The sequence below is a fragment of the Syntrophaceae bacterium genome (assembly GCA_013177795.1).
GTDB lineage: Bacteria > Desulfobacterota > Syntrophia > Syntrophales > UBA2192 > UBA2192.
The window spans coordinates 665,890-678,383 of sequence record JABLXY010000003.1 but is presented as its reverse complement, the minus strand read 5'-3'; the positions used below and the strand labels follow the sequence as shown (position 1 = coordinate 678,383).

Below are 12,494 nucleotides of genomic sequence, written 5' to 3'. Positions count from 1 at the left end.
CTCTCCTCAGATTCTCCCGTCCGGAGACATGGAGAAATGATTACCGTCCCCGGGGATGTCGCCTCCCCACCGGTTCAGCGGGTGCAGGGATTTCCAGTACTCCCCGGCGGGCCTGTAAACCTCGCTGTCCGCCACCAGCACCTTTCTTTCCCGGTCGATCATTGGGATGTCGACGGCAAGCCGCTCGAAGTGCAGGCTCACGCCGGACCCTTTCCCGACCTGGCTATAGACCGATCGGTCCCGCCAGAGATCGCCGCCGACGACCCAGCAATCCGTGTAATGCTCCTGCATCCACCGGATCAGGCGGGCCAGATTGCCCAGGAAGATGTGCTGCATTTCGTTCTTCGTCATAGTCCCGTGCCGTTGCGCAGCAGCTTGTCGACCTTGCCGTCGATCTTGCTCAGCCACGAGTTGACGGCCTTGATGGCCTCGACGACTCCGGAATGGTCCTGGCAGTGTTCCTTCGTGCACGGCCGCGGGGAAACCACCTTGAACACGATGGCGACGACCGAGAAGCAGACCCCGCAGATCGCGATTGCCGTCCCGATATCCATGATCACCTCGCCCTCAGTTTCCAGGTGCAGGTCACCTGATGAGTCCAATACCAGCCGGTGCGGACGGCGCTGCAGGAACCGTGAATGTAAAATTTACGGGATCGCTCTCCTTTCGGGTCCACGGCTCCTGGTAATTCTTGTAGGCCCGCACCGTGATCGTGTGCGATCCCGCCGGGAGGCCCCCGATGTCGAAGTACATGCGCACGCCGCCCGTCACGGCCTGTGCCGGAGACTCCACCACAGCGCCGCCATCCACAGAAACAGCGAAACCGTCAGGCTGCACTCCAGAAGCAGGATAAGGATCGCTGACCACGAAGGGAGACGGCCAGGCCGAAACGGGGACGAGGATCGCGAGAAACAGAAAGGCGATGACTTTTTTCATGGGTATCTCCTCTTCCGGTTGACGGCTCCTCCCGGCCTTTGCGGCCCGGGAGGGGCTACGGTAACTAGGTAAACCGCTTGTGGGCCAGCATGACGCACGACGAGTTGCCCGTCGCCGTCCCGCCGGCCACGGTGGCCACAGCCCGGACGATCCGTTTCGCGTCGGCCACGGGGAAATGGATCGCCTCGAAGGCGGCCGCGTTGCCGACCTCCGTGAAGGCCGCGCCGGGGATGTCCGCAAAGTTGTACTGGAAGATGCGGTACAGCAGGTTCAGCGTGGTGATGTCCGTCCAAGGGGTGTAGTCCTCGGCGTTGCCCCCGGAGGCCACGGCAAGGCCCTGCCAGCTGATGAAATTGCTGTCCGACGCCGTGTAGTTGCTGGTGAGCACCAGGTGGTACACGGTGGAGTTGGCCACGTCCACAGGAGCCGTGAAAACGAAGTCGTACCAGTCGTAGGTGGCCCCGACGCTGTTGGCCAGGATCGTGGCGGTGCCCAGGGCGGTGCCGGACGGCGCCCCCGAGCTGTCCGTCTCGATGGTCAGGGTGAGGAGCCTGTCCGACGCGATCGTGCCGGTCTTCTTGAGCCTGAGAGCGACGCGCTTGATGCTGCGGGCGCCGGACTGGGTGAACTGGACGGCGATCTTCGTCTTGCCGCTCGTCACCTTGTTCAGGGCTTTGTCCGTGTCCCCCGTCTCGTTGTAGCTGCCGCCCAAGGCCGCGGGGTCCGAGGCCTGGAATTTCACATTGAGCGTGACGCCGGATCCCTGGGCCTCCGCAGCGAGGATCGCCTTTGCGGGGCCGAGGTAATGGGACATGTCGAAATCCGGCCCCTTGTAGGTTGCGCCGCGCACCGCGAGGGGCAGGACCTGCTTGACGTCGTAGTTCTGGATGTCGCCGATCATTTTCTCTTTCCTCCCTTGTCCTCCGGAGCGTCGGCCGGCTTCCCCGTGAGCGCCTTTTCGGAATCCTCCCGGAGGGCCTGCTCGACAGCCTCGGCATCCCGGGCCGTCAGGGCCCGGGCCTTCTTCATCGCGATGAGGGTCTTGGCGTCCTTGTCCGCAACGTCCGGCCGTTCCCCTTCGGCAAAGAACTTGCCGCCGATGAAGACATTTCTCAAAACCATGATCTTCATGGGATTGCTCCTTGGTCGATTCTCCCGGGGCGGCCCGCCTGGCGCCGCCCCGGGATGTCAGGGGTTATCAGGTGGTCGATGCGTCGACGATGGCCGCGAAGGACTCTGCCCTGCGGCAGGCCCCGTCGACGTCCTGTAGCACCCGGACGCGGACCGTACCGGATGCGCCTCCCGTGTAGGGGTCGATCAGGATGTCGATGGCGCCCCACTCGCCGATGATGTAGTCGGAGAAGTTCCCGAAGATGATGGCCGAGAGGTTCGATCCCGCGTTCTTGGTCAGGTTGCTGGGGACCTGGTTGGAAACGCCGGCCCGGTAGCCGTTGAGCTCGCCGAAACCGGGTTCGTCGCCCTGCCCCCAAACGGGAATCTCGCCGTAGGTGGAGTTGATGAAGGTCTTCTTGAGCTTGCCGCGCACCTTCGCGTTGGTCAGGTAGGCGAGCGAGCCGATGTCCGCGTTGTCGATGGACACCTCGGTCTCGAGATCGACGATGTGTCCCCAGGTCGGGGCGCCTCCGTCGGTGCCGATGGCGACGGCCCCGATGCCGGACGTCTGCAGGATGCCCAGCGGCTGGCTGGAGCCGGAACCAAGGCCGTTGATGCCGGCGTAATCGATCGCCAGAGCCAGCACGGTGGCTAGGTCGTTGCGGACGAAGGCCTCCACATCGATGGAGGACTGGATGAGCAGTTTCCGGGAGATGTCCGTGTACGTCCCGACCGTCCGGGGCGAAAGGGCCACCTGCCCGAAGGTCTGCTGGCTTTCGGTTACGTCGACAGTCTCGCCGACCCAGTAGGCGGTCGCGCCGCCCGTCTGCTTCGGGATGGCGATGTCGCCCACGAGGCCGCCCAGGACCTGGGCCCCGAGACGGCGGAGAAGCATCTTGTTCCGTAGCAGCTCGATGAAGGAGGCCGCCAGGAGTTCCGTCGCCACGAGATGGCCTCCGGCCGTGGGGGTGCCTTTCACCAGGTCGCGCCTTCCCGTGAGGACGTCGTAGGGGACGAAGAATCCCTGGGGAGACTTGTGCAGCCGCTTGGCCACGGCCTCCGAGCACTCGAACTCGAAGGCGGCCAGGCCGCGGTTGCCTTCGGCCATGGCGCGGATCGCCCGCACGATCGAGAACTGCCGGATGTCGCGGTTCGACATGCCGATGGCCGGATCCGTGTCGATGACCGGCTTCGGGTCGAGCCGCTTGAGCTCCTCGAGGGCCCGCTTGAAGTCGTCGGGACTCGCGCCGGCTTCCACGTAGCGCAGGGCCACGTCGGCGAAACGCCGGTTGTCGCCCTCCTTCACGAGGCCAAGGATCGCCTTGACCCGGGTGGACTCCTCGTCGCCGCCCTGCTTGCGGGCGTCGTCGATTCGCTTCTGAATCTCTTTCTCGTCCATCTTCGTTTCCTCCTTGTCAGGATTGGTTTTCACGCCGACGCCCTGGCCGGCGGGGATCTGCCGCGAACGGCCGACGCCCACGCCGGGGTCGGCCGGGATCGTGACGAGGGAGACCTCGAGGGGTTCCCAGTCGGTGACGCGATAGGTCTGCACGCCGTCCTCTTCCTTCTCGAGGACCATGGCGTGGATGAGGTAGGACACGGATGTCGTCCGCAGCACGCCGGCGTCGACCTCCGCCCGCTTCTCCTGGCCGACGGCCGACGGGGAGAACCGCACTTCCGCACGGCCGCGCCGCGCCCTCTCGTCGATGCGGGCGCTCTCAATCGCGCCGATCAGCAGGTCGCGGTTGTGATTGAACAAAAGGCTGCCGGCGGAATTGAGCCGGTCCAACCGCACGGAGCCTCGGCTGTGGTCCAGGATCTCGATCCCCCACCAGCGCTCGACCGGCGTCTCGCTCGAGAAGGACAGCTCGTAGATGCCCTCCCTCCCCTCTGCGGCCCGGCACTCCATGTCGACATGGCGGGACAGGCGGCCGCCCGTCTTGCCCCCGTTGATCTCGTCAATGAGCTGCCTGAGTTTCGGATCCATGCTGCGTCTCCTTCCAGCGGCCGTTGCCGCCGTTCTTGTTCTTTCCTTCCCCGCCGTCAGCCTCGTCCCCGTCGCTTTGGCCCGAATCCGTCTTCGCCGCGGCGTCCGGCGTCAGTCCCTTGCGGCGCATGTATTCCTGCTCGTAGACGAGCTGGTCGATGTGCTCCTCGAAATCCTTCCCCTGCTCCGCCAGGAGATCCGTCCGCGTGGCCATGCCGGATGCGAGCGATTCCGTGTTCGCCTTGCCGTCCTTGAGGGGATCCACCCAGGACCAGGACCGGCCGCGCCAGACGGCCGCGCCGCAGATCCGGTCGATGTCTGCCGGCTCGAAATCGAGCGTGCGCGCCAGGACCTGCATCCGGAGCCAGCCCTCGAAGACCTGCTCGCAGAGGTCCTCGATCAGCCATGCCTGAATCGCCTTCCAACCGTCGCGTTCCTCGAGGGTGCCGGACCGGACGGAGCTGTAGTTGACGCTCTCGAGATCGGCCCCGAGGCTGTTGTAGGACACCTCGAGCCCGCAGGCGATCGCCCGGAGCACCTGCTTGACGAAATCCCGGTATGCCGTCGTCGGGTGCTGCGGGTCGAACATGTTCATCTTCGTCCCGGGCGGCATGATCGGGAATGTCCCCGGCTCGGCCTCGATATATTGCTTCCCGGCCCCGTCCTGGTCATCGGCCACGTAGATTCCCTCCGCCGTCTCGATGCAGCCCATCTTCGCGGCGGCTACGCGGGCGGCGACCAGCTCCGCCTCCTCGTACCCGTCGAGCACGTTCGTCTTCGCCATGACCGCGAAGGCCCAGGGCACGCCCCGGCGCTGGTTGACCCGGAACGGGACGAACAGGTGGATCATGTCCTCCGCCGGGATCCGCTCGCGCTGCCGATACGACACGGGGTCGGAATAGTCGTTTGCGGCCCTCCGGGCCACGTGATATGCCACCGGCCGGCCCCACGGGTCGATCTCGATCCCCATGATGATCCTGTATCCTTGCCCGAGATCCGCGTTGAAGGATTCATCGACGCTGTCGGCCTCGATGAGCTGGAGGGAATACCTGTGCGCGTTTTCGAAGTTGCGCACCTGGCGGATGAAGATTTCGCCGTCCCGCGCCACCGTCCGCAGGCAGAGGTCCTGAAGGCGGACCCAGGAGAGTTTCCCGGTAACGTCGGGCGAATGGCGGCGGCGGCCCCATTCCTTCCAGGCCGTCTCGATGGCGATATTGGACCTCTCGTCGAGGGAGCCGTTTTTGAATTTCAGCTTGCTCTGGAACGAGATGCCCCCGGGGCCCAGGACGTTGACGGCCACCATGCCGATGAACTTCTTGATGTAGGGATTGTTGATCGACAAATCGCGTGACCGGGCGCGGATCCTGGGGAGCTGGGTGCGCAGGACGGCGTCCATGGACAGGTTCGCCGGGTTCCAGGACGACACGAGGCGGTCGGTGCGGGCGGCGGCGAACCCCGTCATGCTGCGCTTCGCGATTTTCTGATAGCCCAGTCTCCGCAGGATCTTGTCCAGCATCAGAACCTCACATAGACATTGCCGCCGCCGTCGAGCCCCTTGCGGATCCGCTCGGCGCGGAGTTCACGCTGATATTCGGCCTGGTATTGGGAGCGGAGCCTGAGCAGGTCCGGCAGCGGCGTCTTCTGCAGGGAGCGCCCGTTGATCGTGTACGCGAGCTGGTCGTTCGTGGCGCGCCCCAGGATCACGGCCTCGATCGCGTCGAGAACCTTCTTGGCGTGGCTGCGTTTGTCCAGCCCGGCGATATATTCGGCCGGGCCTGCCTTGACCTCGCTGGTCCCGGTATCGACGATGCGCCGCTGAAGCGATTCGCCGGATCCCTTCTCGACGACGGCGACCCAGGCATACTCGCCGACGGGATAGAGCGCCGTCGCGGCGGCCGTCGCCGATGCCGAATAATCGGCGCCGTCTGCGACGGCCGTGATTTCAAAGGCCCCGGCGGGACCGGCAAACTTGTACTTGAGGGTCCATTCGGAGGCAGGGCACTCGACCGTGTTGCCGCCGGCGTCGATGTACGTCGTTTCCGCCGCGGCTCGTTTCCAGCCCAGCGTCACTCCCCTGTATATGACGGACGGCTCCTGCGGCATGCGCCCTCGTTTGGGAGCGGGGCACGGCCGAAAATGCCGCGCCCGCCCCGGAGAGAGGTAGATGACTGAGACGGGCAAACCTTAGCACGGGATTTTTTTCTGGAGGGGCGGGTTTTTCTATTTTTACCGAAAACACGGTTTACTTTTACCGAAAACACTATCAACTTTTACTCAAAATTTTCTTGACAGGTTTTTATTCCGCATCCGGGGGCACCTCGGTCAGCCTCCCGCGTGTCCGTCTCTGCATGAACTCCTCGATGTTCTGGGCGTGGGCGACCATGCGCCGGCCGATGATGGCGACGGGCAGGCCTTCCCGCACGAGATCGTAGAGCGACGGCTTCGAGATGCCGATGTAGTCCGCGATGGCCTGCGCCGTGATGAGGATCATCCGGCTCTTCGGGGGGCCGTTCATCTCCATTCTTCCGTTCATCTCCTCAGCCAGCCGCCCGCCGGCCGCGTCATCCACCCGGAGGCCGCAGACGGACGCACCGGTTCGTGTTGCTGCGGCTTTCTCGAGGCGGCCGTGACGAGCCGCAGGCCTCCGCCGGGGAACTCCATCTCCACGCATGCGGCCGCCAGGATCTCGGCGTCGAGCAGATGATTCGGACGCCCATGGACGTTCACCCACTCCTCGTGGCCTTTTTCGTTGCGCCGCTTCTCCTCGGCCAGGATCTGCGCCACATAGTCCGGCCCGGTGTCGGCATGCAGAAATGCCGCGCCGGGCAGCGACCGCGTCTCCGGCTTGGCCGCGAGCTGCAGCCGATAGTGGAGCTGGTCCTTCGCCTTCTCCGTGTCCACGGAGAGGATCCGCAGGCCGGCGGGCAGCTTCCTGCCCCGCGATGTCGACAGGACCTCGTTGCCTATCCTGAGCATCCCGGGCAAAGACGAACTCGAGCCCTTCGTTCCCCAGAGGGCGACACCGCCGCGGCCGCGGTTCCTGATCAGCCACAGGTAGGTTTCGTCCGTCATCGTCATGTCTTCATACTTTTCCCCGCCGCCCGTATCGACGCAGGCCCGGAAGATCCGCATGGTGCGCTCGGTGCCGGCCACCGGATAGGCTGTCTCGAATAAAAGATGCTCCACCTCTTCCCAGGTCGAGAGGAACCCGTAATGGATGGTCCAGCTGGTTCCGCTTGCCGCCCAGGCCTTCACGACGAACCAGAACCCGCTCTTCTGCACGTCCACGCCCGCCGTCAGCGCGACGGCTTCCTCGGGCACGGTCTGCGCCGGCAGCGGGCAGCGCGCGGCCAGGATCTGCGCCTCGTTTCCCGCGATGACCGTCAGCTTCCAGGGCTCCGCCAGGTGCTTGTTGTGGAAATCCTTGAAGGCGTTGATGTCGGAGAGGCTCCGGAGAAACGCCGCCGCAACGGTGGAGAGGCTCACGAAGGTGGAGAGCCACGACGGGATATGGAAGCCGATCTTCACGGGGCGCTGTTCCCGCAACACGTCCTTCATCGGGCGGTCGTCGGAACGGGCCCTCCAGCCGCCGGCGCGAACGGCCGCGTCGCGGTCGTAGTCGTTCCACTGCGCCAGGCAGTGCGGGCACTCGTACCAGGCGAGCTTGCCCGCCTCGATGACGGCCGGGTCCTCGGAGTGGATCCGGCCGTCCGGACCCGGCTCGGCAGCCCGCGGCCACTTGACCTGCTTGAATTCCATCTTCTGGCCGGCGCCGCAGGCCGGGCAGCACACCCAGTAATCGAAGACGGTCTGGACGGCGGCCAGGGCCCTCGTGATGTTTCCAGTCTCCGTCGTGGGCGTCGAGAGTTTCCAGATCTTGCGGCTGAAGCGGTACGTGATCGTCCGCGCCTCGGCCAGAGAGATGGGATCGGTCTCCCGCCTGCCGGCCGTGTCGACGTACTTGTCGACCTCGTCGCAGATGAGGAAGCGGATCGGTTTGTTGGCCAGCCGCGGCGCGCTGCGGGCCCAGGCCATGTAGATGACCATGTGCTGCAGGTTGATGCGCAGCGACGAGGCGTCGTCATCCACGCCCGTCATGTAGGAGCGCAGCCGCGGGCTGCCCTTGATCATGGGCTGGATGCGGTCCTGGTTGTTCTCCTTTGCCGTCAGCTCGTCCGGGTAGAGGACCAGGGCCGCGCCGGGGTCTCGGTCGATGGCGTAGGCGAGGCAGTTGAGGACGGCCTCGGTGCCGCCTACCTGCGGGGCCTTGCAGATCACGACCTCCTGGACGGTCGGGAACCATGAAGCGTCCATGATGCCGGAGAGGTACGGCGTGATCTCGTTCTTCCATCGGCCCGGCAATACGGACATGGTGACGTGGCGATAGCGCTCGGCCCAGCTCGACACCGGGATCCGCTTGTGCTTGCGGAAGACCTTGCGCTCCGACTCGCTGAAAGAGACCCTGTAGCGCAGACGGCCTGCGGCATGCCGAAGCGCGTCCGGGATCCAGGGTTTTGAGCGGGGGATGCGGATGACGGTTGCCATATCAATTCCCGACGTTGTCGTCCCTCTCGGTTTCTTCCTCGCCGTCGATCACCAACTCATACTCCTTCGCCTGGGCGTAATTGTTGATGTGTTCGTCCAGGTCCCGGATCATCACATTAATCAGCTCACCCGCCTTCCGCACGTCGCCGCCCACGGCCCGGATCCAGTCCGCGGCCCTGGACTGAACCCAGTGCTTCAGCCCCGCCTCGAGAATCCCCGCCCGGGCGGCCAGCTCGATCTCCATCTTCTCGCGCTCGATATATTTCCCGAGCTCCTTGTCGTGCTGGAACTTCTTCCGTTCGTGCTCGAGCTCCAGGTTCTTCAACTCCTGCTCGAGCTTCTTGCGCTGGAGCTGGTCCTCGAGGACCTTGATCTTCTGCCCCGTCCCGGCTTCCTTGAGGAAACTCCTCGCATATCGGTCAATGTCCTTCTGGCGATACTTCCCGTTGTCCTTCGGAAGGAACTTTCCCTCCTTGCGGTGCCGGTAAACCGTTGACTTCCTTGCAACCCAGCCGCAGGCGGCGAGATATTCGATCACCTCGTCGACGTTGTCGAAACATCTCTCCGGGGACTCTTGCGTATTGTCCGTCATGGGATCAGGTTCTCCCAGCTGATCTCGCCGGCCGGGTGCCCCAGGATGTAGTCCCGCACCTGCGGGTCCTGAAAGACCAGGTGGTTGATCCGCCCGCCGACGTACTTGCCGTCCCGCAGGACGGCGAATCGCTCCGGCGTGTTGATGATGCGCACGCCCGGGTTCTTGCGCAGCAGCTCGCGCAGCTCCATCACCGCCGCCGGAAGCTGGGCCGAGAGGATCCCGCCGGATGTCGGTCTTGTCTCTCCGGCGGTCCCTTTCCTCTCGGGCGCCGCGGCTTTCTTCGCGGCTGGTTCCTCGATGGTCAGCGCCGGCGGCAGCCCTGCCAGAATCCATCGGTCAAGGTCCGTCCCCATCGCGAACGCCTCGCCGGGGTCCTTCCCCTGGGGCACGGGCCAGCGGTCGCAGCGGCTGAAGTGTTCCTTCCACCAGGCTGTGGCCTTCGCACCCGGATCGTCGTAATCGATCGAAACGAGGATCTGCAGGGCCCCGCGGAGGACCTCGACGGCCTCGGCGTCCGGCTTGGCAGAGACCGAACCCAGCCCCACGGCGCCGGCGAGCCGGTTGTTGGCCATCACGGCAATGGCATCCAGCTCGCTTTCGACAACGACGAATGCGCGGCGATCCCTGCCCAGAAGCATGACGGACTTCGAGGATCCCGGCAGGACGATATACCGGCGATCGGCCTCGGGGCGGCGGATCCGTATTCGATGGATGACCCCGTCGCGGATGTAGGGGATTACAAGCCCCACGGGGATCCAGAGCGCCTTTGGCTTGCCGTCGTCGCGGCGCTCCTCTGCAAGGCCCCAGGCGCTGCGGGCCCGGTAGATGTCCCTGCCGTCCTCGCCGGGGTTCCACCCGAGGCGGTAGTCGGCCGCGGTGCCGGCGTCGATGCCACGGGCCGCCAGCCAGGCGAGGGCCTCGGCGTTCTTCTCGAGATGCCCCTGGGCCCAGGCAATGAATGTCTCGGCGCGCTCCTGCCAGATCTCTCCGGGGGCCGCGGATGTCTCCGGATTGAACGCCGGCTTCGGCCTCGGCACGTCCGGACGCCACCCGGCCGGCCGCTCGGGCACGTCGATCCGGAGCTCGTTGCAGGCCTGCCGGAAGGTCATTCCCTCGAAATCGATCAGAAACTGGATGTTGTCGCCGTACTTCCCGCAGCCCTTCCCGGGCCGGCACCAGTAGCTTCCGCCCTCGCGCTGGTTCGGCCAGACGTGAAAGCGGTCCTTCCCGCCGCAGCCCGGGCATGGGCCCTGCCACTCCCCGCCGTGGGTGGAAGCGGCCTTGCGAAGTTGCACCCGCTTGCCGGCCAGCTCCAGGACGTTTTTCATCGGCTTGCCCTTTTCAAACCCTCCCTCTTTTTTCCTTTTTTATAACTATTTAATTTCATTCCAATAATAATGATTCTATTTCATAGTTCCCCCCAGGAAAGTAGCCTTTGGGGAGGGTTGGAGAGATTTTTCACTATTTAATCGCACGAAACTTTTTCAAAAACAGTTAGCCGGGGAAAAGGTTGAAAAACGCTCCAACCCTCCCTCTCCAAATTTTGATGCCATCCATCCACGTCGATCCCCGAATAAAACCGGCACCTTGAATCCATGTCGGCAGAGCCCTGATAACAGGGATAGTTTCTGGAGGGTTGGGGAGGGTTGTAGATACAGGGAGGGTTTTTTACCCTTTCTTCTTTTTTTTGCGATTTTTCAAAAAACAACAGAAAACCCATATTAACCCTCCAACCCTCCCTGATTGCCGGCCAGGGCGATGCCGTGATACATGACGACGCCCTCGGACTTGTTCTTCTCGTACTTCTGCGAGAGCTGTTTTCCGAACCAGGTGCCGCTGGGCTCGTTCTTCCCGATGTTGTCGTGATACCAGTCGACGAAGCGGGCGTAGAGCGCCGAGCTCTTCTCCTTGGCCCCGGGCTCGCGGACGCAGCACTCGTCGATGAAGTCGGCCAGCAGGTCCTCGTTGCGGCGGTAAAGCTCCGTGGCCTCCGTTACCTCCCGGGGCGGTCTCAGGCCGTGCTTCTGGTAAAGCAGGCAGCCGCGCACGAGCCAGGACAGGATTCCGGGGTACTCCTTTGCGAGCTGCTGGTCCAGGTCCTTGATGGCCGGCCGCTCGTGCGTCTCCTGCGGCTCCCTGGTGACAAAGGAGACCGTGAAAGGGATCAGGTGCAGCCGCTCCCAGAAGGCCTTGTCGTTCGGCGGCGCCTGGGGCTGCGTGTTGGTCATCAGGAACAGCTTGTGCGTGGGGGTGAAGCGCGTCTGGTACTTGTCGTGCGGGTTGCGGCCGACCAGGGTGTCCTTGCCGGTGAGCCACTTGATCCTCGAGGCCGAGAACCGGTGCCCCTCGTCCACCTCGGACGCATAGGCAAAACGGATCCCCTTGAGCCCCATGATGTCCGGCGAAGGCCCGGCGGCGCCCTTCACGAATTTTGTCGAGAGCAGCATCTCGGCAGGGATCGATCCGGCCAGGTCCCCCATACAATATGCGATCCGCTCGACGATGAGGCTGCGGCCGTTCCACCCGGTCCGGCCATAGAGCACGGGAAAAACCTTTTCGTGCACGAGTCCCGTCATGGCATACCCGAAGAGCCGCTGGACATACGCGATAAGATCCTCGTTGCCGTTGAAGATCTCGCGGATGGACCGCTCCCAGAGCGGCGCCGGCTCATCGATGCCCAGGAAGGGCACCGGGCTGGACAGAGACAGGTAGTCGCCGGGGCGGCCATCATGCAGTCGCCCCGTCTCGAGATCGATCACTCCGTTTGCGCAAGGGAACAGCATGGGCTTGTTGTCAAACTCCTCCCCGGCGATGGCCAGCGGGTTGTCGATCGTGTGCGCGAATTTCAGGCACGCCGTGCGGCGCTTGTCCGCCCGCAGCTGGCTGACCCGCTTGAGCAGCTGCTTCTGCAACTCCGAGAGCCGCCTGATCTGCTTCGAGTTGTCCGCCTCCGCATCGGCCGTGAGGTCGGCGATTGTCCCGCCCAGGGCCTTATATTCCGCCATATAACAGGCCACCAGCTCCTCGACGGCGGCCAGCGATCGGTTCATGATGTCGCGCTTCCAGGAGTGGCCCTGCCATTCGTACCATTCCATGGTATTCTTGCAGTACAGGAACCGATCGCGAAACAGGGTCGCGTAGAGCACGCCGTCGCCCTGCTCGTTTGCGAAGAGGCATTCCTGGATGAATTGGCTGGAAAGCCCTGGGTGCTCTTCCGGCGGCACCGTCGCGGCCTCCCGGGCTACCCTCTCCTGAACCTGTCTGCGGATCTCGTCATCCCTGTCGGTCACGTTTCAGCCTTCTGCGCAATTCATAGAC

At 64.1% G+C, this 12,494-nt stretch carries 13 protein-coding genes; all 13 read right to left on the bottom strand.

From position 1 onward, the window contains the following. Nucleotides 1-6: 6 nt before the first annotated feature. The 13 genes from HPY67_13060 to HPY67_13000 all read right to left on the bottom strand — a co-directional run bounded on the left by HPY67_13060 (nt 7) and on the right by HPY67_13000 (nt 12,466). Nucleotides 7-351 carry a hypothetical protein gene (locus HPY67_13060; GenBank protein ID NPV05653.1) on the bottom strand — a complete coding sequence of 115 codons (345 nt, stop codon included), beginning with the start codon at nt 349-351 and terminating at the stop codon, nt 7-9. After that, on the bottom strand, nt 348-554 hold the full coding sequence (locus HPY67_13055) for a hypothetical protein (protein ID NPV05652.1): 207 nt from the start codon (nt 552-554) through the stop codon (nt 348-350). The genes HPY67_13060 and HPY67_13055 overlap by 4 nt, the downstream gene beginning before the upstream one ends. 31 nt (nt 555-585) lie before the next feature. Beyond that, entirely contained in the window at nt 586-936 is a 351-nt protein-coding gene (locus HPY67_13050) for a hypothetical protein (GenBank protein ID NPV05651.1), read from the bottom strand. A 64-nt stretch (nt 937-1,000) separates the two neighbouring features. Beyond that, complete coding sequence (locus HPY67_13045; GenBank protein ID NPV05650.1) at nt 1,001-1,837, bottom strand: hypothetical protein; 837 nt, start codon at nt 1,835-1,837, stop codon at nt 1,001-1,003. Then, nucleotides 1,834-2,067: a hypothetical protein gene (locus HPY67_13040; GenBank protein NPV05649.1), complete on the bottom strand. Its 234-nt coding sequence runs from the start codon at nt 2,065-2,067 to the stop codon at nt 1,834-1,836. The genes HPY67_13045 and HPY67_13040 overlap by 4 nt, the downstream gene beginning before the upstream one ends. Before the next feature lie 67 nt (nt 2,068-2,134). Beyond that, nucleotides 2,135-4,036 carry a phage major capsid protein gene (locus tag HPY67_13035; protein ID NPV05648.1) on the bottom strand — a complete coding sequence of 634 codons (1,902 nt, stop codon included), beginning with the start codon at nt 4,034-4,036 and terminating at the stop codon, nt 2,135-2,137. Then, on the bottom strand, nt 4,008-5,552 hold the full coding sequence (locus tag HPY67_13030) for a phage portal protein (GenBank protein NPV05647.1): 1,545 nt from the start codon (nt 5,550-5,552) through the stop codon (nt 4,008-4,010). Before HPY67_13030 ends, HPY67_13035 begins: the two co-directional genes overlap by 29 nt. Beyond that, entirely contained in the window at nt 5,552-6,139 is a 588-nt protein-coding gene (locus tag HPY67_13025; protein NPV05646.1) for a hypothetical protein, read from the bottom strand. Before HPY67_13025 ends, HPY67_13030 begins: the two co-directional genes overlap by 1 nt. 193 nt (nt 6,140-6,332) lie before the next feature. Then, nucleotides 6,333-6,557, bottom strand: a complete 225-nt coding sequence (locus HPY67_13020) for a helix-turn-helix domain-containing protein (GenBank protein ID NPV05645.1) — start codon at nt 6,555-6,557, stop codon at nt 6,333-6,335. An 8-nt stretch (nt 6,558-6,565) separates the two neighbouring features. Then, nucleotides 6,566-8,581: a terminase gene (locus tag HPY67_13015; protein NPV05644.1), complete on the bottom strand. Its 2,016-nt coding sequence runs from the start codon at nt 8,579-8,581 to the stop codon at nt 6,566-6,568. A 1-nt stretch (nt 8,582) separates the two neighbouring features. Beyond that, entirely contained in the window at nt 8,583-9,173 is a 591-nt protein-coding gene (locus HPY67_13010; GenBank protein ID NPV05643.1) for a hypothetical protein, read from the bottom strand. Then, on the bottom strand, nt 9,170-10,504 hold the full coding sequence (locus HPY67_13005) for an alpha helicase (GenBank protein NPV05642.1): 1,335 nt from the start codon (nt 10,502-10,504) through the stop codon (nt 9,170-9,172). Before HPY67_13005 ends, HPY67_13010 begins: the two co-directional genes overlap by 4 nt. A gap of 393 nt (nt 10,505-10,897) precedes the next feature. Beyond that, entirely contained in the window at nt 10,898-12,466 is a 1,569-nt protein-coding gene (locus HPY67_13000) for a DNA primase (protein ID NPV05641.1), read from the bottom strand. Nucleotides 12,467-12,494: the final 28 nt, after the last annotated feature.

Bases quoted from the DNA above. Each gene is read 5' to 3' on its own strand.
- HPY67_13040 (NPV05649.1), bottom strand. From the start codon at position 2,067: ATGAAGATCATGGTTTTGAGAAATGTCTTCATCGGCGGCAAGTTCTTT.
- HPY67_13005 (NPV05642.1), bottom strand. From the start codon at position 10,504: ATGAAAAACGTCCTGGAGCTGGCCGGCAAGCGGGTGCAACTTCGCAAG.
- HPY67_13045 (NPV05650.1), bottom strand. From the start codon at position 1,837: ATGATCGGCGACATCCAGAACTACGACGTCAAGCAGGTCCTGCCCCTC.
- HPY67_13030 (NPV05647.1), bottom strand. From the start codon at position 5,552: ATGCTGGACAAGATCCTGCGGAGACTGGGCTATCAGAAAATCGCGAAG.
- HPY67_13010 (NPV05643.1), bottom strand. From the start codon at position 9,173: ATGACGGACAATACGCAAGAGTCCCCGGAGAGATGTTTCGACAACGTC.
- HPY67_13050 (NPV05651.1), bottom strand. From the start codon at position 936: ATGAAAAAAGTCATCGCCTTTCTGTTTCTCGCGATCCTCGTCCCCGTT.
- HPY67_13060 (NPV05653.1), bottom strand. From the start codon at position 351: ATGACGAAGAACGAAATGCAGCACATCTTCCTGGGCAATCTGGCCCGC.
- HPY67_13055 (NPV05652.1), bottom strand. From the start codon at position 554: ATGGATATCGGGACGGCAATCGCGATCTGCGGGGTCTGCTTCTCGGTC.
- HPY67_13025 (NPV05646.1), bottom strand. From the start codon at position 6,139: ATGCCGCAGGAGCCGTCCGTCATATACAGGGGAGTGACGCTGGGCTGG.
- HPY67_13020 (NPV05645.1), bottom strand. From the start codon at position 6,557: ATGGAGATGAACGGCCCCCCGAAGAGCCGGATGATCCTCATCACGGCG.
- HPY67_13015 (NPV05644.1), bottom strand. From the start codon at position 8,581: ATGGCAACCGTCATCCGCATCCCCCGCTCAAAACCCTGGATCCCGGAC.
- HPY67_13035 (NPV05648.1), bottom strand. From the start codon at position 4,036: ATGGATCCGAAACTCAGGCAGCTCATTGACGAGATCAACGGGGGCAAG.